Source organism: Alteromonas sp. AWJ4_197 (assembly GCF_056160285.1).
On record NZ_JBSWWW010000001.1, the window covers coordinates 580,891 to 606,232 of the forward strand.

A 25,342-nucleotide genomic window follows, 5' to 3' on the forward strand; every position below is an offset into this window, starting at 1 on the left:
CACCTGACTCTGGGGCTAATTCTTATTCAGGCCTTATTTTTGGCCGTCAGACTGGCCTACTCAGCGATGAAAATCGTTTTCTCATTCACGAATTCACGCATACCGAAACCGCCGTGTTCACGGCCATAACCGCTGTCTTTCACACCGCCAAATGGCAGGTTAGGCTGTGCCAGTGAATAACCATTAATATTCACCATACCGGTATCGAACTCTTCTCGGGCCAAACGGATAGCTTTCTCTTTATCCGTGGTGAAGATACCGCCGCCCAGACCGTAACGGGAGTCATTGGCAATGCGCATGGCATCCGCATCGTTTTTCGCACGGATAAATGATGCCACAGGGCCAAACAGTTCATCATCATACGCAGGCATGCCCGGTTTGATATTTTCCAGAATAGTGACCGGATAGAACCAACCTGTGGTGTCAGGGATCTCGCCGCCTAATGTGACTGTGGCACCGTTTTTCACTGACTCCTCAACCTGCTCGTGCAACTTGTCACGCAAATCTTCACGGGCCATAGGGCCAAGATCGGTTTCAGGATCGGTGGGGTCGCCCACTTTCAACGCTTTAAATGCAGCGACGAATTTCTCACGGAAGGCATCATAAACACTGTCAACAATGATAAAACGCTTAGCCGCTACACACGTCTCGCCGTTATTGACGATTCGCCCCTGAACACAGGCTTCCACCGCGGTATCGATATCAGCATCAGATAACACCACAAAGGCATCGTTACTACCCAGTTCCAGCACGGTTTTCTTAGACAGACCGGCTGCGGTTTCGGCCACCGTTTTACCAACGTTATCACTGCCTGTGAAAGTCACGCCGCGCACCTTATCGTGCTCAATGAGCTTGCTGGCAGTTTTGCCGTCAATCAGTAACGACTGATACACGTTTTTCGGGAAACCGGCGTCCAGATACAGTTTTTCAATAAACTCTGCCATACCAAACACATTGGCGGCATGCTTCATCACCGTTGTATTACCCGCCATGACATTGGCTGCGCTGTAACGGATGACCTGATAAAGCGGGAAGTTCCAGGGCTGGATACCCAGAATAACGCCAATCGGCTGGAAAGTAATAATGGCGCTGCCACCGTCATATACCCGGTTTTCATCTTCCAGCACTTTTTCGCCGTTTTCAGCGGTGTAGCGACAAATAGAAGCACAGAGCGCAATTTCCTGCTTACCGTGTTCAGTCACCTTACCCATTTCTTTGGTCATCAAATCAAGAATGGTGTCCGCGTTATTCTCAATCTGATCAGCGAGGTTATTCATCAATTTAGCCCGCTCGTCGAAACTGGTCTTCTTCCATGACAGAAAGGCTTCATGGGCATTATCAACGGCTTGATTCGCGTCCGCTTCGGACATCAGCGTATATTCGGCAACGGTTTCTTCTGTTGCAGGATTAATCGTTTGTACTTTATCAGACATGCTCTGTCTCCTGTTTTCAACATGAACAGAAGGCGGTGCAAAGGTGAGGCCAGGGTAAGATTAAATTATTAAATTGATTTATTTTCAGCCAGTTAGCGCTTAGGGAGAGGCAATCATCATCAAAGGCAAGTGATAACCAATTAACAGATAAGGAATTTTTTTCACACCATGTTTATGAATTATTCAGATGAAAAAACCAAAAGTGCGCTTAGAAGATTTATGGAAATTAGTCAGCACAACAAGCTATGCAGCATGCAGTTGTAACTCTGCGAGTAAATCTTCAATTTCCTGCGTAATGACGATTTCAAAATCTGTGAAGAGTGCCACAGGCTTAAGACTACGTCCCGGTCCTTTTTCAAGGCGCACAAACCCCTTGTCACTCAGACCTTTTAAAGTATTTGAAAGATTAGACTTATTACGTCCGGACAACTCAGCGAGTGCAGACACACTATCAGGACGTTCGCGTTCAATGAGCCTCAACAATGCAACATTGTCCGGATTCAGAATCTGAGATATTCCGTTAAGGGAAGTGTACCAAATTTTTGGCTCATCCTTAGCAGGTTTATATTTTCCCTGAGCAATAGCTATTGCTCTTACCCGAATGAGCTGTTCTGACATGATACCGATTCTAGCCTTCATCACCTTTTACCTTCTATTGCTTCAATGGTTTGATCAACACCAGTGAAAAAATCATTGAGCAGTGTAGCTGCGTCTTTGAAAACATAGGGTGTCCCCTTGTCAATGGCCGACTTATGCACATGATCATAATCGTAGCGTTTCCCAGTAAATCCTCTCTTTTTGACAGGCTTTACTGCATGAGCATTGTCCATACCAAACACACGTTTATTATATTTATTGTGCAAGGTCAGGTTATAACGAATACCATGGGGTCTTTCCTTACTATGCTGTACTTCCCACGCCTCGATTTTCCACCAGTAGCCATCATCTCTGTGAGCTTCGGTATTGTGTAATGCAAGAAGATTAGCTAATCCATTATCCAAATCAGTTCTCACCGCCCAAGTTATGACCAGATCATAACTTAGTAATATATATTCGTCCAGTATCGGGAGTTGTGTACAGTCCGCGCTTGTCTTGTATTTATTTTATGAACAAATCCGGATAATTAAACTTCGCCATGGCCAGTGTGATGGCGAGTTCGTAAACACTCTGGCGTGTGGCGAGGTGGTTGGTCAGCAGGCCGATTGCCCCGCCTTTCTGTTTAATGTTGTCCGTATCGAACAGCTTATCCATCAACGGGCCCAATTCTTCACCGGCCTCTAGTGCGGTGAAGACTGAGGGAGGCAAAGGCAGGTTTGCACTGCGTCCCACAGACCAGGTGCCCTGATGATAAATGGCAACAAAAGCGAAGGTGGCCGGGCCGTCGTCAAACATATCGACACCGCCTTCAATGGCGATGAACCAGTCCTGTGATTTGGACCGCTCGTCTGCTTCAGCAAGACAGGCTTTGACCCTGTTTACAGCTCCGTCGCGGGTTTGCGCGGTATTCATGGGCTGGTCCGGCACACCACTTGGCACATTCACGCCAATGGCTTCAAGGGCAGGCAATTGCAGGGATAAACTTAACGCATTACGGGCTGCATTCAGCTTTACCGGATTTTTCGAACCCACAATGCAAACCGTCATGTTAGTTCTCCACCGGAAACTGGCGAATTTCGTCCAGCAATGTGCGGTAATCGGTTACGGCAGGGAATGCGTCAATGTCCCGGACTGGTTGCTGACTGTCCGGGTTACTTACGGCCAGAAGGTGGCCGATCCCGAACTTTTTCGCCGCCTGTAAAATAGTGATGCTGTCATCGACAAATAATGTGCGGGCGGGATCAAATTGCAGTTTCGCCTGAAGCTGCTTCCATAAGTTCTGAGACTCCTTCGTCACACCAAACTCATGGGTACTGATCAACGTATCAATGTGAGCATCCAGCCGCGTATGTTCCACCTTCAATGAAAGGCTGTCCGGATGAGCATTGGTTACCAGCACCACATTCCGGCCGGTTTCATGAAGGGCATCAAGGAAAGGCAATGTATCATCGCGCATGGAAATTAAGTGCTCAACTTCCCGTTTGGCGGCCATAATATCCATGTTTAACTGCTCTGCCCAGTAATCCAGACAATACCATTGGATCTGCCCCATCACCCGCTGGTAATGCGCCATCATTGTGGCTTTGCACTCTTCAACGGGCTTTCCGCTCCGTTCAGCGATTTTCTTTGGTAAATGTTCGATCCAAAAGTGATTATCGAAGTGTAAATCCAGTAAGGTTCCGTCCATGTCGAGCAGAACTGTGTCGATTTCACTCCAGGGTAGAAATGGCAAGCGATTTTCCTTCAAATACATTAAGCTTAAGCATTGGTTGTCATCATAACGAAAGTTGTAACGGATAAACATGAGTAAAATCGATCCCGCCAAAACATTGCCGCAAATCAAACACCGGGAAATTGTTGCCCGCAGTCGTTTATTTAAAGTCGAAAGGCTGGATCTTACTTTCTCAAACGGTGCCGAACGTCAGTTCGAGCGCATGGCTGGTAGCGGCCGTGGCGCTGTAATGATTGTGCCGATGTTAGATGACAATACTATGGTGCTTATCCGCGAATATGCGGCGGGCACGCATACCTACGAGCTTGGTTTTCCGAAGGGTTTGATTGATCCGGGTGAAACGCCCGTTGAGGCAGCAAACCGTGAGCTCCAGGAAGAAGCAGGTTACGCCGCCCGCGACCTGAACGTAATTCATACCGTCAGCATGGCCCCCACATTTTTCAATGCAGAAATGACCATTGTTCTCGCCCGGGATTTATATCCGCAAACACTTGAAGGTGATGAACCGGAGCCGCTGGAGGTGGTCAACTGGCCTCTCAGCCAGGCAGATGAACTTCTCGGCCAGGAAGATTTCAAAGAAGCCCGCTGCGTCGCCGCCTTGTTCTTAGCTCAGAAGTGGTTAAAGGAGCAATAACATTATGCCAGACGACACCCGCGCCTCCTTACTGGAGATAGCCAAACGTATTGCTGTTGAAGCCGGCGAAGCGGTACTTAAAGTTTACGACAAAGGCGATTTCGACGCCTACACCAAAGATGATGAGTCACCGGTAACCAGTGCCGACTACCTCGCCAACGACATCATCAACAAGCGCCTGATTGAAGCCACCCCTGATATTCCGATCCTGTCTGAAGAAAATAAACATGCCAGCCTCGCTGAGCGCGAGACATGGGAGCGTTACTGGCTTATCGATCCCATTGACGGCACGCAGGAGTTTATCGCCCGAAGCGGTGACTTCGCCGTGAATATTGCCCTTATCGAGAACAATGAACCTACTATAGGTGTCATATTCTGGCCTCCCGGACAGTCGCTTTATTACGCCAGCAAAGACGCAGGCGCATTTAAGGAAAGTCCGGATGAACACAAACAGATCCACGTCAGGAAGCTGGATGATCCCCATGAGAGTGTGGTGATGATTGCCATCAGCCGCCGTCAGTCAAGGGACAAAGTGTTTTCCCGCATGTGTGCAAAACGGGTTTATCAAACGTTACCTCTGGGTAGCTGCTCGTTGAAATCATGCTTTATTGCCGAAGGCAAAGCTGATGTATTCATGCGTATAGGCATTACCGGCGAATGGGATACAGGTGCATCGCAATGCATCGTGTCGGAAGCCGGTGGCAGCATCCTGGCGGCGAATTTTGAGCCACTGACTTATAACCAGCGTCATACGCTGGAAAACCCGGACTTTGTGGTGCTTGGTGATCAACGGGTCCCCTGGCAGGACATTGTCCAATATGAAAAAGGAGCGAAGGAATGATGAAACGAACGTTACTGGCATTATCGGCGTGTATTGCTTTACCGGCCTCAGCGGCATGGACTTTAGACAGCGATACGTCCAGCCTGCATTTTTTGTCTACCAAGAATGCCCAGATAACGGAAGTTCACAGCTTCGATGAATTATCCGGCACGCTCAGCGATGGTGGTAAGTTATCTGTTACCGTTCCGCTGACCAGTGTGAACACCAGCATTGAATTGCGTGATACCCGCATGCAGGAAATGCTGTTTGATACCCCGAACTTTGCTAATGCCACCTTCACTGCAGATGTTCCTGCTGAACTGATGAAGCTGAAAAAAGGTAGCAGCAAGACTGGCTCTGTAACCGGTGAACTGGATTTACACGGAGTAAAAGCGCCGGCTACCTTTCAGGTGATTGTCAGCAAGCTGGCCAATGACAAGTTAACGGTATCCACCACAGCCCCGACTGTGATTAACGCTTCTTCTTTTAAACTGGAAGGCGGCATTCAGGCACTTCAGGATGTCGCCAAGTTAAGCAGCATCACACTGGCTGTCCCGGTGACATTCTCGGTCACGTTTGAAGAGTAACATTCTCTTTTTGCCATTTATAACGGACAAAGCCGGCAACACGCTTTGTCCGTTACCATTATTTACGCATCTGGCTTACTGAGCCCTGTCAGAACGAACTTCTGAACCCGCTGTCCGGTAGACACTTCAGACGTGTACAGATTGCCGTCCTTATCCGTCTCAATGCTGTGTAACCAGGTAAACTCACCGGCATAACGACCGTTTCTGCCAATACTTCCCAATACCTCGTAGGTGTCGTGCCAGAGGATCCAGATACGCCCGTTCATCATATCTGCCACGTAGAGATACTTATTGTCGGGAGAGAAAGCGACATCTGTGGCGGTGCCCAGACCGCCCGTTTCAGCGGCAATTTCCAGATTTTTTTCGAACAGAACCTGTCCTTCTTCATTTTTTCTGAAGATCTGAAGGCGGTTGTTTCGCCGGTCGCACACATAAATTCTGCCATCCTGAGATTTATCAACACAGTGGACAATATCACCAAAATGCTTAGCCCCCGTGGACAAATCTCCGTTTCCGGATGCTGCCTGAGAAGTATCAAAACTTCCTTCACGGGTACCGCCGCCGGGCGCGTTACCCCATGCCCCCCAGGCCTGTACAAAGTCCAGATCCTGTTTACCTAGCCTGACTACACGCTTGTTAATATAACCATCAGCAATCATCACATCCGTGCCATCAACCACAATGTCTGCCGGGTTGCCAAGATAGTGTTCAGACGTATTACCATCCGTTTTTCCTGCTTCCCCGAACGCCTTTACAAATTCACCGTCGCGGGTATAGCTGAAAATTTGATGATCGCTTTTCCCATTGCCGCCTATCCACACTTTGCCCTCAGCATCGACATATAAACCATGCACATTCTCAGGCCATGGACGGTCGCCTTCCGGCCCTCCCCATGAATTAAGTAACTTACCTTCAACAGAAAACTGCATGACGAAAGGTGCCGGCTCACAACAACTGGCAGAACCATTTGTCAGACCCAGTGACAGATTTGGAATAGATGCCGGGCGGTGCAATACCCAAACGGTATTATCATGTTTATCCACAGCCAGCCCCGGCACCTGGCCCGTTAACCAGGTTTCCGGTAATGCAGGCCATGCGGGATCCACTGCAAATTGAGGAATGGCATAACCGGGAGAAACATTATTTGAGTGACTGACAACGGGAATTGTCGTCGTACTTTCGCTTTGTAACGGCTGAGCCTGAACACTCAGCCACGCGCCACTGATGGCCCATAGCATAGCTGCAGGACGCAGCTTTGCAGGTGATGAAATTGAAACAGCTCTCATAAGCACACTCCCCCGAGGTTGACGAATTTTTAGCCTAAGGGTTCAGTCTGCTATTGTGTACAAGAATTCGACGAGTAGCCGGTTTCTTCTGCTATTTTATGAGTTTACTGTATTTGATGACGGAAGGGTTACCAGGCAGTAACCCCCGTCAGAAAGGATATCAGGCTGCGTGTTTCGCCTTCGGCCGGCTTTGAGCAAATTCCGCAATCTGGCCGTCTGTTAAGCGTTTTGGTAAAGGAGGGGCTTTGAGATCCTGCACGAACATGGTCTGATGGGTTTCGTCGGGTAAAACCGGTTGCAATGCAGGAAAACCTGCAATTTCTTCTGCTGAAATAGTCGCCATGTGCTCACGCACTTCCACCAGTACCGGAGCTTCGTTTATCTCTTCCTGAATCACAAAGATCCCCAACCTCCGGCAGGTTTTGCCAAACGACAAGCTGCTGGTTAAACGGATAATGGGCGCTGCGAACACCATACCGGTTAATACCGGCAGCAACCACAGGAACAGCGAAGGCGTGAAGTAGAAAGTCACACCGGCCCAGATTAACCCCAAAGTGGTCATTGTTGCGGCTTTAGAAATAGCGACTTTCCATGGCACCATACGTCCTTCACGGGTTTGCGCTTCCCACTTTACCTGGTGACCAATGAATACACTGATCACGAAGTAACTGTGGAAGAACATCATCATAGGTGCGATAAGTACGGCCATAAACAGCTCGATAAGCGCACCGGACATGAGCCTGAAAGCACCACCAAAATCTTTTCTGCGCTGTATAAGCGCCAGAATAACGCCCAGCATTTTCGGCATGAACAGCAAGGCAATGGTGCCGTAAAGCGTGGCTATCATTAACCCCTCGTGGACAATTTGCCATTCGGGGAATAACTGGTGGGCAGATGTAAAATAAACCGGGTCGATAAGCGCTTTAACCAGCGCATCGGCAGTCCCCGCCATGAGCATCATAAACAACAGCAGCGACGACATGTAAGCAAAGGCACCGAAAGCAAAGTGCAACCGGTTTGTAGCTTTAAGCCCCTTTGTGCTTAACAATCCTAAGTGCTGAATATTCCCCTGCACCCAGCGACGGTCGCGGATAGCGTAATCTACCATGTTACCCGGAACTTCTTCGTATGAGCCGTCAGTGTCGGTGATGAGATAACACTCCCAGCCGGCCCGGCGCAATAGTGCCGCTTCCACAAAATCGTGACTCAGTACATCGCCGCCAAACGGTGCCCGGCCTTTTAGGGTGGGTAAGCCACAGTGCTGCATAAAAGGTTGCACACGGATGATGGCATTATGACCCCAATAATTTGCGCTGTCTGTCTGCCAGAACGACAAGCCGGTGGCCAGCATCGGGCTGTAAAGGTGCGCCGCAAACTGCACAAAACGCCCGAAAAAAGTGTCCTGACGGACAGGCATGGGAATAGTCTGAATCATTGCCGCTTCAGGATTAGCTTCAATGCGGCGGGTCATATCCAGCACGCGATGTGCAGACATGACACTGTCCGCATCCAGCACCAACATTGATTCGTACTGATTGCCCCAGCGCTCGCAAAAATCGGTGATGTTACCTACCTTGCGGCCCCAGTTATCCTCGCGGCGTCGATAAAAAATCTGCTGGCTTTGTTCGCCAAGACGGGAAATAAGACGCTGCCAGGCTTTAAGCTCTGCTTCGGCTTTCGCCTTATCCTGGGTATCGCTCAACATATAAAAATCGTATTTGTCAGCGTACGGGGTATCAAGAATGGCTTTAACGCAGGCTTCGAACCCGACGATAATGCGGTCAGTATCCTCGTTGTACACCGGCATGACGATAGCGTGGCGTTGGGTGACGGGCGCCTGCTCATCAGAGGCCTTCAATTCCCGGCGAAGTGATAACGGGTCGATATGAAAAAGCTTCAGCAGAAAGCCGATAACAGAGGTCCAGAATGACCAGGTCAGCCAGATGAACAGCACCATGCTCAGTGCCAGCTGTATCATTTCCAGCGGCGTAAACCGGTTGGGCCTGAAAATTTCAAACAGGCTGTAACCGGCAAGGGCCGTAGACACTATGGTCAACAGCCCCATCAGCACCAGCCGCCACCGGCGGCCGTTTACTTTTAAAATTTTATCTTTCGTGGCTATGTTGTCCGGTGCCACGGTGCTTTCCCCGGGATCATTGTGGCTCATACACATAGCTCCAAATTTCGCTCATTTGCGTTTCGTTCTGATTTAAAAACATGCGCATATCGACAACCGCTTCGCCGTCAGGAATGACCAGAAATGTCACGCGAACGCTTTTATCACCATCTACCTTATACACTCTGGCCTGCTCGACCTTGCCGTTAGTGGCGTCTAAAATCAGATCTACCTCATCAGGATTCAGCTTCATGCCTTCCGGTAAAGTGAAATCAACAACAAACCGGCGCACATTTCGCTCTTCCGTTGTTTCAAAGCCGGGCAGTTGACTGATCCCCTGACGGGTTCTTTCCACTGTCGCCAGACCATAAGGCATAGGCTGCTTTTCAACAGTCTTCAATTCATATTCAAAGTAGCGGTTTTCACCGGCATTGAACGGCTTCTCAGGCACCCAGTAAGCCACGATATTGTCGTTCACTTCTGAGTCAGTAGGAATTTCCACGATTTCCAGCTTACCTTTGCCGAACCCTTTTTTCGGGGTTACCCACAAGCTCGGGCGCAGATGATAGTTCGCCTCGGCATCGAGATAATTAGCAAAGTCTGTATCCCGCTGCAGCACACCAAAGCCTTTGGGAGCCACATCGCTCAGCGAAGTGATTTGTAATTTGGTCGGGTTAGTCAGAGGACGCCAGATAATTTCCCCGCTATTGTTGAGCATCATCACCCCGTCACTGTCATGCACTTCAGGGCGATAGTCATCGCGGCGGATTTGCGAGTTTTCGCCGTAAAGGAACATGCTGGTGAATGGTGCGACGCCAAGCTTACCCACATTCTCCCGGGCAAATATCCAGCTTTTTACCTGCATGGTGGTATCTTTACCCGGCATGATTTCAAAACTGTAAGCACCCGCAACAGACGGGCTTTCTAAACGTGCGTAAATTTTAATGGGTTGCCCTTCACGGGGCTCAACCACCCAGAACTTGGTAAAGTGGGGAAATTCCTCACCATCCGGCATCGCCGTATCGATAGCAAGGCCGCGGGCAGAAATGCCATAAACCTGATTTTTGCCTACTAAACGAAAATACGAAGCGCCGAGAAAAACGGCGAATTCGTCTTTGTATTCTTTGTTTTTAATAGGGTAATGCAAACGAAATCCGGCATAGCCGGATTTTGCATCGGTCAGACCGGCCAGCGGCTCAGCATTCTTTTCATAGATGAAATTATTGCTGTCAAAGGGTACGGTATGTTCACTGTTGTCCGGAGCAATGGTGACCACTGTGACAGGTTGCTGATAGAGAAAGCCCGGGTGAAAAAATTGCATTTCATAATCATGCTCACCGTGCCACAAGGATTTCTCAGGGTTAAAACGGATTTGACGGTAGGTTTCGTAACCGATGTTTTTCAATTCCTCTGCCAGATTGTGATCATTAACCACATAATCACGTGTAGCATTTTTTTGCGCCGATTCAATAACGCGATTCAATATAGGTTTGCCTTCAGGCAGGTTTCCGGTAGCCGTTTCATCCGCCAGGCTTAATGTACTGAAGCCCACACAAATGCAATATACAAAGGCGCGCATTACCGCGGGACTGATTGAGAAAAAAGCGCAAAATGATGCGACGAATGAAGTAAAAGATGGTGTCGTAATTTCCGTGTTATTCGCTAACTGTAATTGCGGCAGCATGGTTGACTGACTCCGGTTCAAATTTTCCTAACGGGAATATTCCGTTTCTTATTGACCGGATGACTGCAAAAGGTGATCCATGTCGTTCGGATCACATATTTACGATATTTTTCATAACCTTACCGAATCCGTCCGTAAAAGTGTGTAGAGAGTGCACAGCAAGTATTACAGACCACCGGGTAAAACAGGGGAACCTGTCTGCTCAGACAGACACTAAGGTAGTATGAACATTGAACACCATGCTTCAGACTTAGACGATCCCTCCTAACCTCACGTTAAAACACCAGCCTCCCGGCAATTAATATTGACATATAAAACATAGCCTTACGGAATTATACAAGTAGAAAATAGCGCCAACGAAGACCGGATTGGCAAAAAGATTGCTGAACAGGCCACTGACAGTGGATTTTCTTTTTGCATATTTAAGGAGTTTTCTATGCGCTTCACTAAAACTTTTACCGCTTTTGTTGCTGCCACCACACTATCTTCTGCGGCAATGGCTGCATCACCGAACTGGCGCTTCGCTGAGGGCGGGTATACAAATGCCGAAATTGGCCGGGCAGATTTTGACGGACTTGACCTGGGTGCCACATATTTACTGGAAAACAATATTTATGTTACCGGCGATTACAGCATGCTGGATGAAAGTGGTACCGATTTGGACTTACTGACATTGGGTGCTGGTTACCGGCTGCCTCTGAACAGTTTCACCGATGCCTATTTCGGTCTCAACTATGAACGTGCAGAGGTGGAAAACAACGAAGACAGCGGTTATTCCCTGAATGCCGGCGTGAGATCCATGGTAACTGAACAGGTAGAGCTGCAGGGTGAACTGGGTTACTACGATATCGATGACGGTGATGTCACGGTAAAAGTCGGTGCCAATTACTACTTCTCACCCCGCTGGGCTGTGGGTGCAAGCTATGAAAAAATTGATGATTTGGACATTACGCAACTGAACGCCCGTTATACGTTCTGAGTAAGAACGCAGTTTGACCGGAAGGACGTGTATTCACGTCCTTTTTTATTATGTGCTGTAGGAAATGTCCAGATCGTTCAGGTACGCGAATGACTGGATTTGGCAGCATCAGCGCAACTCACCGGTGAGATTTACAACCCTGTTTGCGAGTCTGAAAGATGCGTGAGGACGGACAGCTTCAGGCGTCTTCTTCACTTTCCCGGTAATCACCTTTTTCGCGGATATTTACCGAGTCGTGAAGCTCTGAATAAACCAGCACAACGTCACCCTGCTTCAGTGCTGCCAGTACCTGTTCCACTTTGTCTTCAAAGCTCGCTTCAACTTCGCCGTAATCAGTACCTTCACGAAGTACAAAGGATTCGACAATGTTACGCAGCGTGTCTTTCTCTAATGCGTCAATGGGGATAATCATGCTTGCCTCACTTTGCTGGCCGGACTGGCAGAAACTCAGAAAAATAGTCTACGGCGCGCTGCTGCAGCCAGACCACCGGTCGCAGAAAGCCGCCTTGCATAAAGCCTACATGGCCACCAAACTCACTGAGTTCAAGGGTTACATTGCGGGACAGTGCAGTTGCATCCGGCACAATGGACGGACTCATAAAAGGATCGTCCAGACTGTGGACAATTAACGTGGGACAATGAATGGCACTCAGGAAAGGATACGCACTGCATTTGTCGTAGTAATCCTGCGCATCCTTAAAGCCGTGTAAGGGTGCCGTCACTTTTTCATCGAACTCCCGGAACGAAGACAGCTTGCCTGCCTGCTCAACCGTCAGCGATAACAAATCTTTGTAGTCAAGCTTACGCATTTTACTGGTCAGCGTGGCCTTCATACTCTTTAACAGGTAGTTCTGATAAACCTTCGAAAAACCCTCGCCAATGCTGTCACTGCACGCATCCAGCTTTACCGGCGCCGACACAGCCATGGCGGCCTGCAGCCATTTCTGACCGGGGTTTTCACCCAGCAATTTAAGCAACATGTTGCCGCCCAGCGAAAAGCCGATGGCGACTTTGGGCACGTCCGGGAAACGTTTGTCCAGCCAGTCTAAAAAGAACGCCGGGTCTTCTGTTTCGCCGGAATGATAAGCGCGGGGCTGACGGTTGACTTCACCACTGCAACTCCTGAAGTGCATCATAACCACCTGCCAGCCCTGTTCGCTGAGCGCGGCCATCATATCGTTGGCATAGTGAGAACGAATACTGCCTTCAAGGCCGTGAAACATCACAACCATGCCCTGCATGTTTTGTGGTTCAGGTCCCCAGGCGAGATCAAGAAAGTCGTCGTCGGGCGTGTTTATCCGCTGCCAGGTGTAAGAAACCGGTCTGCGTTTCTGAAAAAATCGCGGCCAGATAGTTTGAATATGACGGTTACGGGCCCACCATGATGGTTCGAAATGACTGCGGCGAACAACGCCATGACCATGTTCAGGTGTATGCATGCATTACTTCGCGGTGCTGTGCAGAGACTGAATCACTGACGTAAGGTATTTAACCGCCTGAGGTTGCTGGCGCAACTTGAATAAATTCACGAAACTGGCAATGCTGCCGTTCACCCCCTGAACCGGCACATATTCTACAGACAGCCGGTTGTACATGGTAGTAAGTGCTTCCTGCTGCTGCATTTCAAGATCCAGTTCTTCCCGCTTCAGGGCGTCATAGGCTTTTTCATTAAACGGACTGGCCTGCCTTGCTGCACGGCGTTTTTCACGGTGAGCCACAAGTAAACTCTCAGTTTCAGCGATAGCCGCATGCAGCACCTGCCACTGGTTCAATGTAACAATACCGCCGTTGTCCATACACCAGCACAACAGCAGCAACATATTCACGTTTACGCCGAAGTCATCCTGCAACGCAATCGCTGTGGCAGCGACGTTATCCCGTCCGTAAACATCTAAACTGTATTGCCAGAAGGTGTCAGTATTCAGATTCATAAGTGGCTTTTGCCGCCTCCATTGCTTCCTGGGCGTCGAGCCATGCCATTTCATGCTCTTCCATCGCCTGTTTCAACGTTGTCTGTTCATCAAGCAGTGCCATCAGCCTGGCCTTGTTTTGCTCTTCGTATAACGTGGTATCGCTTAACGACGTTTCCACTTCAGAGAGTTTGGCTGACGTGGCTTCCATGGCTTTTTCATGCTTTTCAATCGCCTTTTTCAGCGGTGCGACTGACTGACGAAACTCAGCTTCACGACGTTTTTCCGCTTTGCGATCTACCTTCGGTTTATCGGTTTGCTGCTTCGCCGCTTTCTCTTCATTTTGTTGGGATAAAATCCAACTGCGGTAATCTTCCAAATCACCGTTAAAAGGCTCAACCTGACCGCTGTCGACCAGATAAAAGTCTTCACAAACAGAGGTCAGCAGGAAGCGGTCGTGTGATACCAGTACCATCGCGCCTTCGAACCCCTGCAAGGCCATGTTCAGTGCATGACGCATTTCCAGATCGAGGTGGTTGGTCGGCTCATCGAGTAACAATAAATTGGGCTTCTGATAAACGATCAACGCCAGTACCAGACGTGCTTTCTCGCCGCCGGACATAGGTGCAACAGGTTCCAGGGCCTGATCACCATGAAAACCGAAGCCTCCCAGATAATCCCGTAACTGTTGTTCGGTAGCCTGCTTATCTAACCGCTGAAGATGCAAAATGGCAGAAGCTTTGGGATCCAGGGTTTCCAACTGATGCTGGGCAAAGTAGCCCACGTTAAGCCCTTTGGCAGTAGTAAACGTGCCCTGCATAGGATCGTGCACACAAGCGAGCAGTTTGATCAGTGTCGACTTACCCTGACCATTGCGTCCCAGTAACCCGATGCGGCTGCCCGGCACCAGGTTAAGTTTAACGTTATTAAGAATAACCTTGTCACCATAGCCCAGTTGAATATCCCGCATCTGAATAAGCGGGTTAGGCAGACCGGTTGGCTCAGCGAATTCGAAATTAAAGGCACTGGCAGCATGGGCCGGCAAAATCTGCTCCATCCGCTCGAGTTGCTTAATCCGGCTTTGCGCCTGTTTAGCTTTACTGGCTTTGGCTTTGAAGCGTGTAATGAAAGACTCAAGATGAGCGATTTTATCCTGCTGTTTCTGGAATTCGATATTCTGTAAGCGGAGTCGTTCTGCGCGCTGCTTTTCGTAGGAAGAGTAATTGCCTGTGTAGGCAATAAGTTGTTGCTGTTCGACACTGACGATTTGCGCCACAGTGTTATCAATAAATGCCTTATCGTGAGAGATAAGAATCAGCGTTCCTGAATAGCGTTGCAGCCATTTTTCTAACCAGATAACGGCATCTAAATCGAGGTGGTTGGTCGGTTCGTCCAGCAACAGCAGATCAGAAGGACAAAGCAGTGCCTGCGCCAGATTGAGCCGCATGCGCCATCCACCTGAAAAATCAGTCACCGGTGCTGACAGCTGAGCGGTTGAGAAGCCCAGACCAGCCAGAATGGTAGCCGCCCGCGCCTCTACATCGTAAGCGCCTGCATGTTCCAGCTGACCATGCAGCTGTCCCATAGCTTCGCCATCCTGCTTCGCTTCGGCTTCAGCCAGTTTAGCCTGTAATCCGCGCAGTAATTTGTCACCGTCAATCACGTAATCAATCGCACAGCGATCGGTGGCCGGCGTTTCCTGCGCCACACTGACGATGCGCCAGTGTGCAGGCACCTGACAATCGCCGGCATCAACCTGTAATTCTCCGCGAAGTAAAGCAAATAAACTCGACTTACCACAGCCATTGCTGCCGATCAGAGCGGTTTTATGTCCGGGGAATATTTGTGTACTGGCGTTTTCAAGTAGCACTTTGCTACCACGCATCAATGTAACGTCAGATAAGGTGATCATGCCTGCGCAGTTGTCCTGTTATTTAAGCGGCGTATGATAGCAAACTCACCCGGCAATGGCTTGTATTTCACTCATTAGTCGCCATAATCCAGCATGAAGAAATTGTTGTAACCTGCGGAGTAATCATGGCTGAACGCAAAAGAAAACGTTTTATCGCCGGCGCAACCTGTCCCAAGTGTCAGGCATTAGATTCCATCATGTTGTTTTTTGAGAACAATGTGGAAAAACTGGAATGCGTTAAGTGCGGATATTCGCAATCGCAAACCGACGACAAAGTAGAAGCAAAAACCCGATCGGATGAAAATGTGATTGGTGTATTTAAGCCACACTGATTTGTTAAAGTTACCCGCCGGAGCAGGAAAATGGTGAGCGTTTTTGCCGCACGGACCTGCCCGGGTGCCTGCCTCACATTAGTTTTTCCTGCTAAAACAAACCGTTAACCCTATAGCCCTGCAGCATTTTCCTCTTTACATTCACTGGCACGCCACTTGAATTGTTAATAAATACCTCCGGATTATTTATTTTTCATTTAAGCGCGGACTGACCATGGCCAGACATAAAACCAGAACCACATTAAAAGCACTCGCGATCCTCGCCGGGCTGCTGATAGTCGTCCGCATCAGTTTGCCCTTTGCAGCTCAGTGGTACATCAACGACGTACTGGATGAAGGAGAAGAATTTACCGGTAGTGTTGGCGATGTGGACATTATGCTGTGGCGTGGCGCTTACAGTCTGGATGATGTGGTGATTCTGAAACGGACCGGTGAGGTAGAACAACCGTTCTTTGAAGCAAAGCAGGTAGAATTCAGCCTGTTGTGGAATGCCTTGCTGGATAAAGCACTGGTAGCGCAGGTCGACCTTACCGCACCGGAACTAAACTTCGTAGATGGCAAAAGTGATGCTGAAAGTCAGTCAGGTGAAAATGAGAACTGGCTTTATCTGGCGGATCAGTTAGTGCCGCTTAAAGTTGACCGCTTTGAAATCCGCCGGGGTATTGTCCGTTTCATCAATCCGGATTCAGAGCCCGCCGTTAACATTGAGCTGCACGATATTCATGCTGTAGCAAGAAATCTGGTTAACAGCCGCTCTTTGTCAAAAGATCTCATTGCCACCATCGAAGCCAGCGGAAATACAGAGCAACAAGGGACCATTACGCTGTCGGGCTCACTGAATCCGGCTACTAAGAATCCAACCTTCGATGTCAATCTGCAGGCCAACGATGTGGCGCTGGTGAATTTTAAAAACTTCCTCGATACCTACGCACCCTTCGATTTAGAAGCCGGTACATTAGAACTGGCGCTGGAACTGGCCAGCGACGACGGAGAAATTTCAGGCTACGCCAAGCCTATTCTGCATCAGGTTGAGGTTTTTTCATGGAAAGGAGACATCGAAGAGGATGATGATGGCTTCTTTCGCGGACTTGCCGAAGCACTGTCAGCTTTTATTGCGGAATTGTTCGAAAACCAGAGTGAAGATCAGATAGCCACACGCATTCCCATTTCCGGCTCACTGAATAATGTAGACACACCGGTTCTCGCGACCATAGGTGGCATTCTAAAAAATGCATTTATTCAGGCTATCAACGGTAATCTTGAAGATAGTGTGCAATGGAGCGACGCCGAAGAGGCAAAAGAAGAGAAAGAACAGGAAGCCGCCGGTGAAGAAAACCCGCGCCCTGATCCACAGTAACCGGCAGGGGTGAATCAGTTTACCATCACCCGCTCAGCTGCTCAGGACGTCACAGCCTTCTTGCGCGGACGACCGCGCTTACCTTCCGTCAAACGACGACCGGTAACCTGTTCAATGCGCTTGATGAAACCGGGATCTCCCATAGCCAGTCCCATTTTCAGTGACTTGGCAATATCTGCATCCAGATCGTTATTCTGGTGCTGCAAGTGCTGCAAATGCAGTGCTCTTCGTTGTTCCGGTTGTTTTGCTGTCCGTTCGTAGGCACTGTGAGGCGTCACCATGGTGTTGGGTAACCCCAGTGCATTGGCACTGACACTTGACCAGGCGTATTGTTCAGGCGTACTGCACAACGCTTCATTTACCGGCTTCTGCTCTATGAAGCGGTACACTTCCAAAAGCAGCTCATCATCTAAAACCAGTGCTGATTTATAACGATCACGCCAGATTGCTCCGCTGGTGCCATACCGCTGGTGAAAGTACTGCGCATAAAGTCGTCCGGTTGCCTGCAACATTAACGAGATACCGTCACCGGCCGCGGGAGTGCACAGAAAAAGAATGCTGTCTTTACCTGCCGACCAGGCATGCATTGCCACATTATAACGCTGTGCATAACGGCCGAGATAATCGAGATAGGTCAGCCTGTCTGTGTCATCCCGAAACGGGGACACACCTTTTCGTCCTGTTCGCTGGACGAGTTGCGGAATACCTGCCGGAGACGTTCTTAACTTTCTGGCCATGAAAAGTGCTTCGTTATGTCATTTAACGGGTCGTTTTCTTAGCTTAGACAAGATTCATGCAATTATCTAAAACAATCAACAGATTATTTCACTGCCTGCACTGACAGGTGTTGCAGACAGATTAATAGTGAGGAGGCGGAGTTTCGTCTGACAGCTTAGCAATATTAGACGGTTCAAAGCCTTTGACTTTCTCCATCATAAAACGCAACTGTACCTGCATTTTTTCGATTTGATATTGTTGAGACGTCAGTGCTTCATTCAACGTATCAATTGTGTGTTCCTGGAACGCTACCTTGGTCTGCAGTTCTTCAATTTCCTGCATGGCGTGTTCCAGCGTAAGTGTGTCGCTCATTCTTCAATTGCCCATAATTCAGCTAAACCACTGCTGCTTTCAGAGAGCAGTGTGTTGTTACCCATAAACCCGACGGCATACACCACGGCAGTTGCCGGCCTCGTGCCTTCTTTCGCCGCCACTTTCCATTCACCGGTCTGCTCACCGGTTTTAACATCCCACATGTAGATACTGCGTGAGGGTGAACCGGTAAGTAAATGCTTACCATCTTCAGAGAAGACGGCATCAGTAAATATTTTCTGGCGCGCAATATACTTCAGGTTGCTGATCTGCGCACCTGTTTGTGCATCCCACACCTTAGAGCCCTGTTTACTGTCTGCAGTAAATACGTAGCGTCCGGCATCATCCAGCGCCACTTTAGAAATACGGCTGCTGTGAGTAAAGGTATGGATAATTTGTCCTGTCTGCGTACTCCATAGATACGCCACATAGTCGTTACCACCGGTAAGGGCATATTCACCGTTGGGTGAAATATCCACAGAGTTGATGCGTTCCTGGTGACCCAGAAACTCAAGTCGCCGTCCGGTTTCCGGCTCAAAGTACATGACTTTACCGCTGGAGCGGCCAACGAGGATCCCTTTTCCATTATTGGTTACCGCCACATCGCGGATTGTCGATTCATCAATGCGCCAGAATCCTACCGGCTCACCACTTTCAATGCTCCATAACGCAAAAGCTTCGCGGTCTGATGTCACCACAAATTTATTGTCAGCGGAAATATGAATAGCCAGGACCAGATTGTTGCCTTCGCTCTGGTGCTGCCAGTGAAACAGCACATTGTCATCTAAATTGTGCCAAACGTTGATACCGTTATCGACACCGGATACCACGCTGTACTCACCGTTCGGGGATATGTCTGCGGCGTAAGCGCCGTCTTCTGCATGCCACCACTGGTTAACCGGGGTGGTATCAGGCACAGTACATCCGGTTACTGAAAAAAGTAAAAACGCCAGTAATGGCATTGTTTGGAACAATCGTCGATGAATCATGTCTTACAGGTTTCGCTTTATATGCAGCCGTGTTTACCATAGCATGGAACAGTTAGGGTCGGATGACCTTAATATCAATTTAGCAAAATGATTTTACTTTGATCGGTTTGCTAAATTGATTAGTTTATACCTTATAACACAAGCCAGTCGTCCCCGTGCGGTGCGACGAACATAATATTAGAATGGAGAAGTTTATGCGTAAGTCGCTTGTCGCCTTATCAACCGTTGCTGCTTTAGGTCTTTTTGCCTGTCAGCCAAATACAAATGAGCAGTCTAAAGAAGCTGCGGCAAAAGAAGCACCTGCACAAGGTACAGCCGCTGCGGACATGACAGACGAACAGAAGCACGCCTACGCAATGGGTGCAAGCATGGGCGTATTCATCACGACCCGCGCAAAGCAGCAGGAACAGGTTGGTTTACCGCTGGATATTGAAACGCTGAAACAGGGTTTCACTGACGCTCTGGGCGAAAACATGAAGTTCAGCCGTGCTGAAATTCAGCAATTTGCTCAGGCCGGTGAAGAAGCCATGCGTGCAAAGCAGCAGGAAATGGCAGCAAAAGCAGCGGAAGAGAATATTCAGCTGGGCGCTGATTACCTGGCAGAAAACGCTAAGAAAGAAGGCGTGACTGTGACTGATTCAGGTCTTCAGTACGAAGTGATTGAAGAAGGCACCGGTAAGAGCCCTGAAGCCACTGACACAGTTAAAGTTCACTACCACGGTACGTTGATTGACGGTACTGTGTTCGATTCTTCATACGAGCGTAATGAGCCGGTTACTTTCCCGCTTAACCGCGTTATCCCCGGCTGGACCGAAGGTGTTCAGTTAATGAAAGAAGGTTCAAAATTCCGTTTCGTTATTCCAGCGGAGCTGGCTTACGGCGAACGTTCTACCGGTCTGATCACACCTAACTCAACGCTTATCTTCGATGTTGAGTTGATTGAAGTAGTGGACACTGAAGAAGGCGAAACAGAGTAATTTGTTTCTCTCTCCGGCCGCGCCGGAAACAGAATTGAAAACGGCCCTTAACGGGCCGTTTTGTTATTCACTGTAAAACGGGTAATCGATATATCCCTTCTCTTCACCTGCGTAGAATGTATCCGGATCCGGCTCGTTCAACGCAACGCCTTTTTCAAGACGCAATGCCAAATCGGGGTTAGCAATGTAAGGCCGGCCAAAAGCGACGGCATCAGCGTAACCAGATTCCACAGCCTGTTTGGCTGACAGGTAATCATAGTCCCCGTTAGCGATATAAAATCCCTGCCAGTGTTCCCGCAATGTGACAAGCGTCGCAAGATCTTCGTTACTGGCGGGCATACCCGGGAAGCGCTCAACCATATGCAGGTAAGCCAGATTCAACGGATTTAAGAAGTTTATCACCTCTCTGAACGTCGCCAGCGGATCGCTGTCAGCGATATCATTCTGATTACCAACCGGCGACAGCCGGATACCCACCTGCGACGCATCCCAGACTTTGAGTACCGCACGGGTGACTTCTTTTAGAAAGCGCAGTCTGTTTTCGATACTGCCACCATATTCGTCGTCCCGCAAATTCGTTTTATCACGGATGAACTGGTCAATCAGATAGCCGTTGGCAGCATGTATTTCCACACCGTCGAAACCGGCCTCACGGGCATTCTCAGCAGCTTTCTGATAATCAGCAATGGTTAACTGAATGTCGCTGACAGTCATCGCCTCCGGTTCAGACGCCGGACGCTTTTCGCCATCAAAAAACACATCAACATCTGGTTTCACCGCTGACGGAGCCAGCGGCTTCTGATTATCAGGCTGAAAGTGGCTGTGACTGATACGGCCTACATGCCACAGCTGAAGAAACACTTTTCCTCCCTCAGCATGCACAGCTTCTGTGATTTCCCGCCATTTCGATACCTGGTCAGCGCTGTAAATGCCGGGAGTCCGGATATATCCCTTACCCTGCGGATTGATTTGGGTGGCTTCGCAAATGATGAGTCCTGCCGTAGCACGCTGCTGATAATAAGTCAGGGCCATATCTGCAGGCACATCGGTGGTATCGTCAGCGCGACTACGGGTGAGCGGCGCCATAAAGATGCGGTTATACACATCCACATTGCCCATACGGGCAGATTCAAATAGTGATTTCATATTAGCTTCCCTGAAATTAACTGTGATGGATAGCAGGTAATTTCCCTACGCACCTGATCATCGGGAAGTTTAGTTACAAACATTAAATCTGCCGGTGGCCAGAACGAAACAACCCCCTCACGAAGGAGGGGGTTGTTGTATCAAAAGTTACATCTGTCAGCCCTGTATCAGCTGTTACCTGACAATAAATGTCTGCGACGCTCCGGTCTCTTCCTTAACGTAGCGCAGTGGCGGATCATCATATGACCAACTTTATAAGCGGCGATACCACCCACCAGTAACGCTGCGGTTTTCACACTGTTAATGTGAACTAAAATATCTATCATCCCGATGGAGAACAGAATAACGCCGGTGAGAAACAGCAGAAAGCCGGCAATAGTAATACCGTTTGACGTGAAGGACTGACCACCACGTTTTACTTCTGTCTGAGTTTGCTCATGCTGCATAATGTTATTCACTCGATTTATTCCATGTTAATAATGGATATTACTACGACATTTTATTTACAAATTTGTTCAATATTCATGCAAACAATCTGCATAAGCTTGTAAAAGTTATGCACAATTACCACATTGCAAACTAGTTATCGACGTAATTTTAGTTTTGATTAGCTGAAAAAACAAAAACATAGCGAAAAAGGCAAATGCGAACACCGCTTATTACCCGGAATGGGTACCGAAAATTACAGGCAGAGCTGGATCATCTCTGGCGTGAAGAAAGACCGGAGACAACACGCAAAGTCACCTGGGCAGCGAGTCTCGGGGATCGTAGTGAGAATGCTGACTATCAGTACAATAAAAAACGTTTGCGGGAAATCGACCGCAGGGTCCGCTATTTGCGTAAGTGTCTGGAAAATCTGAAAGTTGTGGATTACTCGCCGCAACAGGAAGGCAAAGTGTTTTTTGGTGCCTGGGTCGAAATTGAAAATGAAGACGGCAAAACCATGACCCTCCGCATTGTCGGCTATGATGAAATTTTCGGCCGCAAGGACTATATCTCGGTGGATGCGCCGATGGCCCGCGCACTCATCGGAAAAACCACCGAAGATGAAATTTTTGTCAAAACCGAAGCAGGCAACTTTGAGTGGTGGATAAATAAAATTTGGTACGACACGACGGATAAGATATAGCAAACCCGCTAAAAGAGGCATGAAATGAAGTTCGCTGAGACAAAAGCCCTTCTGACATAAGCCATCGGTGATATACTTACGCCTCTTTTTTGCACCCTATTTAGGTAACAGCTGGCAGCGACTCGGGGCAGAGTGCTCATCTCCCTTTTTTAATCCAGCAGGACACAAATTAAAACGCCACAGAGCTTATTTATGATTATCAACAAAATTGCCGAAGAACTTGCCGTTAATGCCAATCAGGTGCAGGCGGCTGTTTCATTACTCGATGAGGGTGCTACGGTTCCTTTTATCGCCCGTTACCGGAAAGAGGCAACGCAAGGACTGGACGATACTCAGCTTCGTAACCTCGAACAGCGACTGACATACCTGCGTGAATTAGAAGATCGCCGCAGCGTGATTTTAAAGTCCATTGAAGAACAGGGTAAGCTTACCGATGCGCTGAGAAAGGACATCACCACGGCGGACAGCAAAACGACGCTGGAAGATTTATACCTGCCCTACAAGCCACGTCGCCGCACTAAAGGTCAGATCGCTATTGAAGCCGGGCTTGAGCCTTTAGCTGATAAACTGTTTAACGACCCGTCGCTGACACCGGAAGCCGAAGCAGAAGCATTTGTTTCTGCTGACAAAGGCGTAGCCGATACCAAAGCCGCACTGGAAGGTGCCCGCTTTATCCTGATGGAACGGTTTGCCGAAGACGCTTCTCTGCTGGCGAAAGTACGCCGCTATCTGAATGACAATGCCTTCGTAACCAGTACAGTGGCTCCCGGTAAAGAGCAGGAAGCCATTAAGTACAAAGATTATTTCGACCATCAGGAAAAACTGAAAAGCGTGCCGTCTCACCGTGCTCTTGCCATGTTCCGTGGCCGCAATGAGGGCATGCTGCATATTCAGTTGAACGCAGACCCGCAAAATGAAGATGCCACGGCACCGTCACACTGCGAATTCATCATTGCCGATCATTACAATATCAGTGACAAAGGCCGTGCTGCTGATGCGTTTTTAAAGCAGGTTGTACAGTGGACCTGGAAAATCAAAATTGCTCTGCACATGGAAACCGAACTGTTTTCGGGCTTACGTGAGCAGGCTGAAGAAGAAGCCATCAGCGTATTCGCTAAAAACCTTAATGATCTGCTGATGGCGGCGCCGGCCGGCGCGAAAACCACCATGGGTCTGGATCCGGGCTTGCGTACCGGGGTCAAAGTCGCGGTGGTAGATAGAACCGGTAAGGTGGTAGCCACAAATACGATTTTCCCCCACGCGCCGCAAAACGCCTGGGATAAGTCTATGCGCACACTGATTAATGTGTGCAAACAGCATAAAGTAGAGCTCATCAGTATCGGTAACGGTACCGGCTCCCGCGAAACGGATAAACTGGTTGCTGAAATGCTGAAAGCAGCGCCGGAGCTGGGTGCTCAGAAAATCATGGTCAGTGAAGCCGGAGCATCGGTGTACTCGGCGTCGGAACTGGCATCGAAAGAACTGCCGGATATGGACGTATCGCTGCGTGGCGCAGTATCAATTGCCCGTCGTCTGCAGGATCCTCTCGCCGAACTGGTAAAAATTGAGCCGAAGGCTATTGGTGTTGGCCAGTATCAGCACGACGTAAGCCAGAGTCAGTTAGGCAAATCACTGGATCGCGTTATCGAGGACTGTGTAAACGCCGTAGGCGTCGACCTGAACACCGCGTCTCCTGCACTGCTGTCTTATGTATCGGGCCTGAACAAAACACTGGCACAAAATATCGTTGCATTTCGCGATAACAACGGCGCTTTTGGCGACCGTAAATCCTTATTAAAGGTTGAACGGTTAGGTCCTAAAGCCTTTGAACAGGCAGCCGGCTTCCTGCGTATCACCGCAGGCACAAACCCGCTGGATGCCTCCGCCGTTCACCCGGAAGCCTATCCGGTTATTGACAGCATTGTTGACCGTACGCAGGTCGCCGTAAACGACCTGATTGGTAACACCGATCTGCTGCGTAAGCTGGCACCGGAGGACTTCACCAGTGAAGCATTCGGTTTGCCAACCGTAAAAGATATCCTGAAAGAGCTGGACAAACCCGGCCGTGACCCCCGTCCTGAATTTAAAACAGCGACCTTCAAAGAAGGCGTTGAAACCATCAGCGATCTGAAGCCGGGCATGATTCTGGAAGGTATTGTCAGTAACGTGGCAAACTTCGGTGCTTTCGTTGACGTGGGTGTGCATCAGGATGGTCTGGTTCACATCTCGGCACTGACCAACAAGTTCATCTCGGATCCCCGTGAAGTAGTAAAAGCCGGTGATATCGTAAAAGTGAAAGTGCTGGAAGTAGACGTACAGCGCAAGCGTATCTCTTTTACCATGCGCCTTGACGATACCCCTGCGCCGGCCGCCGAAAAGCGCCAGAGCGGCACCGGAAAACCTGCCGGGAAGCAAGGTAAAGGACGCCAGCCCGGCCGCAATGGCGGTGGCAATAACCGTCAGGCGCAAGCGCCGGCTAATGCTGCCATGGGCAATGCGTTCGCGGATGCATTTGCTAAAGCAAAGCAGAAGTAACCCCGGACAGAACCTTCAGAAAGCCGGCATGATGCCGGCTTTCTTGCTTTTACCCGCCGCTCTAAGTAAATTTAATAAAACATTCAGGACAGGCTATA

At 49.1% G+C, this 25,342-nt stretch carries 26 protein-coding genes; 9 read left to right on the plus strand and 17 right to left on the minus strand.

Annotation, left to right across the window (positions count from 1 at the left end; translation table 11 throughout):
• Positions 1-56 precede the first annotated feature (56 nt).
• The 5 genes from ACXAGC_RS02510 to yrfG all read right to left on the minus strand — a co-directional run bounded on the left by ACXAGC_RS02510 (position 57) and on the right by yrfG (position 3,762).
• Entirely contained in the window at positions 57-1,433 is a 1,377-nt protein-coding gene (locus ACXAGC_RS02510) for an NAD-dependent succinate-semialdehyde dehydrogenase (RefSeq protein ID WP_474842121.1), read from the minus strand.
• Positions 1,434-1,676: 243 nt separating this feature from the next.
• The gene (locus tag ACXAGC_RS02515) at positions 1,677-2,072 is read right to left on the minus strand and encodes an HVO_A0114 family putative DNA-binding protein (RefSeq protein WP_474842123.1); all 396 of its coding nucleotides are present in this window, start codon (positions 2,070-2,072) and stop codon (positions 1,677-1,679) included.
• Positions 2,072-2,434 (minus strand): toxin-antitoxin system TumE family protein, encoded by a 363-nt coding sequence (locus ACXAGC_RS02520; RefSeq protein WP_474842125.1) that lies wholly within the window; start codon positions 2,432-2,434, stop codon positions 2,072-2,074. The genes ACXAGC_RS02515 and ACXAGC_RS02520 overlap by 1 nt, the downstream gene beginning before the upstream one ends.
• A gap of 97 nt (positions 2,435-2,531) precedes the next feature.
• Positions 2,532-3,077, minus strand: a complete 546-nt coding sequence (gene yjjX / locus ACXAGC_RS02525; protein ID WP_474842127.1) for an inosine/xanthosine triphosphatase — start codon at positions 3,075-3,077, stop codon at positions 2,532-2,534.
• Between the two features lies 1 nt (position 3,078).
• Positions 3,079-3,762 (minus strand): GMP/IMP nucleotidase, encoded by a 684-nt coding sequence (gene yrfG, locus ACXAGC_RS02530; RefSeq protein WP_474842129.1) that lies wholly within the window; start codon positions 3,760-3,762, stop codon positions 3,079-3,081.
• A gap of 70 nt (positions 3,763-3,832) precedes the next feature.
• Between yrfG and nudE the strand changes: the two genes are divergently transcribed.
• Genes nudE through ACXAGC_RS02545 form a run of 3 tightly spaced genes read left to right on the plus strand, consistent with a single transcriptional unit; the run spans position 3,833 to position 5,803 of the window.
• Entirely contained in the window at positions 3,833-4,396 is a 564-nt protein-coding gene (gene nudE, locus ACXAGC_RS02535; protein WP_474842131.1) for an ADP compounds hydrolase NudE, read from the plus strand.
• A gap of 4 nt (positions 4,397-4,400) precedes the next feature.
• On the plus strand, positions 4,401-5,237 hold the full coding sequence (cysQ, locus tag ACXAGC_RS02540; RefSeq protein WP_303572421.1) for a 3'(2'),5'-bisphosphate nucleotidase CysQ: 837 nt from the start codon (positions 4,401-4,403) through the stop codon (positions 5,235-5,237).
• Entirely contained in the window at positions 5,234-5,803 is a 570-nt protein-coding gene (locus ACXAGC_RS02545; RefSeq protein WP_474842133.1) for a YceI family protein, read from the plus strand. Before cysQ ends, ACXAGC_RS02545 begins: the two co-directional genes overlap by 4 nt.
• 62 nt (positions 5,804-5,865) lie before the next feature.
• On the opposite strand, the gene ACXAGC_RS02550 is transcribed toward ACXAGC_RS02545, so the two are convergent.
• The 3 genes from ACXAGC_RS02550 to ACXAGC_RS02560 all read right to left on the minus strand — a co-directional run bounded on the left by ACXAGC_RS02550 (position 5,866) and on the right by ACXAGC_RS02560 (position 10,889).
• Positions 5,866-7,089, minus strand: coding sequence for an NHL repeat-containing protein (locus ACXAGC_RS02550; protein ID WP_474842135.1), 1,224 nt, complete (start codon positions 7,087-7,089; stop codon positions 5,866-5,868).
• Positions 7,090-7,249: 160 nt separating this feature from the next.
• Complete coding sequence (gene mdoH, locus ACXAGC_RS02555; protein WP_474842137.1) at positions 7,250-9,256, minus strand: glucans biosynthesis glucosyltransferase MdoH; 2,007 nt, start codon at positions 9,254-9,256, stop codon at positions 7,250-7,252.
• Positions 9,243-10,889 (minus strand): OpgD/OpgG family glucan biosynthesis protein, encoded by a 1,647-nt coding sequence (locus ACXAGC_RS02560; protein WP_474842139.1) that lies wholly within the window; start codon positions 10,887-10,889, stop codon positions 9,243-9,245. Before ACXAGC_RS02560 ends, mdoH begins: the two co-directional genes overlap by 14 nt.
• Positions 10,890-11,325: 436 nt before the next feature.
• Between ACXAGC_RS02560 and ACXAGC_RS02565 the strand changes: the two genes are divergently transcribed.
• Positions 11,326-11,868 (plus strand): outer membrane beta-barrel protein, encoded by a 543-nt coding sequence (locus ACXAGC_RS02565; protein WP_119503113.1) that lies wholly within the window; start codon positions 11,326-11,328, stop codon positions 11,866-11,868.
• Between the two features lie 178 nt (positions 11,869-12,046).
• Here ACXAGC_RS02565 and ACXAGC_RS02570 read toward each other — a convergent pair whose 3' ends face one another.
• From ACXAGC_RS02570 to ACXAGC_RS02585, 4 genes are read right to left on the minus strand one after another with little or no spacing between them, the layout of a single operon-like run.
• Positions 12,047-12,280, minus strand: a complete 234-nt coding sequence (locus tag ACXAGC_RS02570; RefSeq protein ID WP_303572428.1) for a YheU family protein — start codon at positions 12,278-12,280, stop codon at positions 12,047-12,049.
• Positions 12,281-12,287: 7 nt separating this feature from the next.
• The gene (locus ACXAGC_RS02575; protein ID WP_474842142.1) at positions 12,288-13,307 is read right to left on the minus strand and encodes a hydrolase; all 1,020 of its coding nucleotides are present in this window, start codon (positions 13,305-13,307) and stop codon (positions 12,288-12,290) included.
• A 3-nt stretch (positions 13,308-13,310) separates the two neighbouring features.
• Entirely contained in the window at positions 13,311-13,799 is a 489-nt protein-coding gene (locus ACXAGC_RS02580; RefSeq protein WP_161599196.1) for a TIGR02444 family protein, read from the minus strand.
• Positions 13,783-15,690, minus strand: a complete 1,908-nt coding sequence (locus ACXAGC_RS02585) for an ATP-binding cassette domain-containing protein (RefSeq protein ID WP_474842144.1) — start codon at positions 15,688-15,690, stop codon at positions 13,783-13,785. The genes ACXAGC_RS02580 and ACXAGC_RS02585 overlap by 17 nt, the downstream gene beginning before the upstream one ends.
• 125 nt (positions 15,691-15,815) lie before the next feature.
• Between ACXAGC_RS02585 and ACXAGC_RS02590 the strand changes: the two genes are divergently transcribed.
• Complete coding sequence (locus ACXAGC_RS02590) at positions 15,816-16,022, plus strand: YheV family putative zinc ribbon protein (RefSeq protein ID WP_119503119.1); 207 nt, start codon at positions 15,816-15,818, stop codon at positions 16,020-16,022.
• 214 nt (positions 16,023-16,236) lie between these two features.
• The gene (locus tag ACXAGC_RS02595) at positions 16,237-17,379 is read left to right on the plus strand and encodes a DUF748 domain-containing protein (RefSeq protein ID WP_474842147.1); all 1,143 of its coding nucleotides are present in this window, start codon (positions 16,237-16,239) and stop codon (positions 17,377-17,379) included.
• 41 nt (positions 17,380-17,420) lie between these two features.
• Here the strand turns inward: ACXAGC_RS02595 and ACXAGC_RS02600 are convergent, their stop codons facing one another.
• The 3 genes from ACXAGC_RS02600 to ACXAGC_RS02610 all read right to left on the minus strand — a co-directional run bounded on the left by ACXAGC_RS02600 (position 17,421) and on the right by ACXAGC_RS02610 (position 19,430).
• Entirely contained in the window at positions 17,421-18,116 is a 696-nt protein-coding gene (locus tag ACXAGC_RS02600; protein WP_474842149.1) for a transposase, read from the minus strand.
• A gap of 121 nt (positions 18,117-18,237) precedes the next feature.
• Complete coding sequence (locus tag ACXAGC_RS02605) at positions 18,238-18,468, minus strand: SlyX family protein (RefSeq protein WP_303572434.1); 231 nt, start codon at positions 18,466-18,468, stop codon at positions 18,238-18,240.
• Positions 18,465-19,430, minus strand: coding sequence for a WD40 repeat domain-containing protein (locus tag ACXAGC_RS02610; RefSeq protein ID WP_474842400.1), 966 nt, complete (start codon positions 19,428-19,430; stop codon positions 18,465-18,467). The genes ACXAGC_RS02605 and ACXAGC_RS02610 overlap by 4 nt, the downstream gene beginning before the upstream one ends.
• A 221-nt stretch (positions 19,431-19,651) precedes the next feature.
• Between ACXAGC_RS02610 and fkpA the strand changes: the two genes are divergently transcribed.
• Entirely contained in the window at positions 19,652-20,434 is a 783-nt protein-coding gene (gene fkpA, locus ACXAGC_RS02615; protein ID WP_303572435.1) for an FKBP-type peptidyl-prolyl cis-trans isomerase, read from the plus strand.
• A gap of 63 nt (positions 20,435-20,497) precedes the next feature.
• Here fkpA and ACXAGC_RS02620 read toward each other — a convergent pair whose 3' ends face one another.
• Positions 20,498-21,580: an alkene reductase gene (locus ACXAGC_RS02620; RefSeq protein ID WP_474842152.1), complete on the minus strand. Its 1,083-nt coding sequence runs from the start codon at positions 21,578-21,580 to the stop codon at positions 20,498-20,500.
• Positions 21,581-21,747: 167 nt separating this feature from the next.
• Positions 21,748-22,038: a hypothetical protein gene (locus ACXAGC_RS02625; RefSeq protein ID WP_474842154.1), complete on the minus strand. Its 291-nt coding sequence runs from the start codon at positions 22,036-22,038 to the stop codon at positions 21,748-21,750.
• Positions 22,039-22,223: 185 nt separating this feature from the next.
• On the opposite strand from ACXAGC_RS02625, the gene greB reads away from it, so the two are divergent.
• Both greB and ACXAGC_RS02635 read left to right on the plus strand, forming a co-directional pair.
• A complete protein-coding gene (greB, locus tag ACXAGC_RS02630) occupies positions 22,224-22,709 on the plus strand; it encodes a transcription elongation factor GreB (RefSeq protein ID WP_474842156.1) in 486 nt (161 codons plus the stop codon).
• Positions 22,710-22,901: 192 nt separating this feature from the next.
• Entirely contained in the window at positions 22,902-25,244 is a 2,343-nt protein-coding gene (locus ACXAGC_RS02635) for a Tex family protein (protein WP_474842157.1), read from the plus strand.
• Positions 25,245-25,342 lie beyond the last annotated feature (98 nt).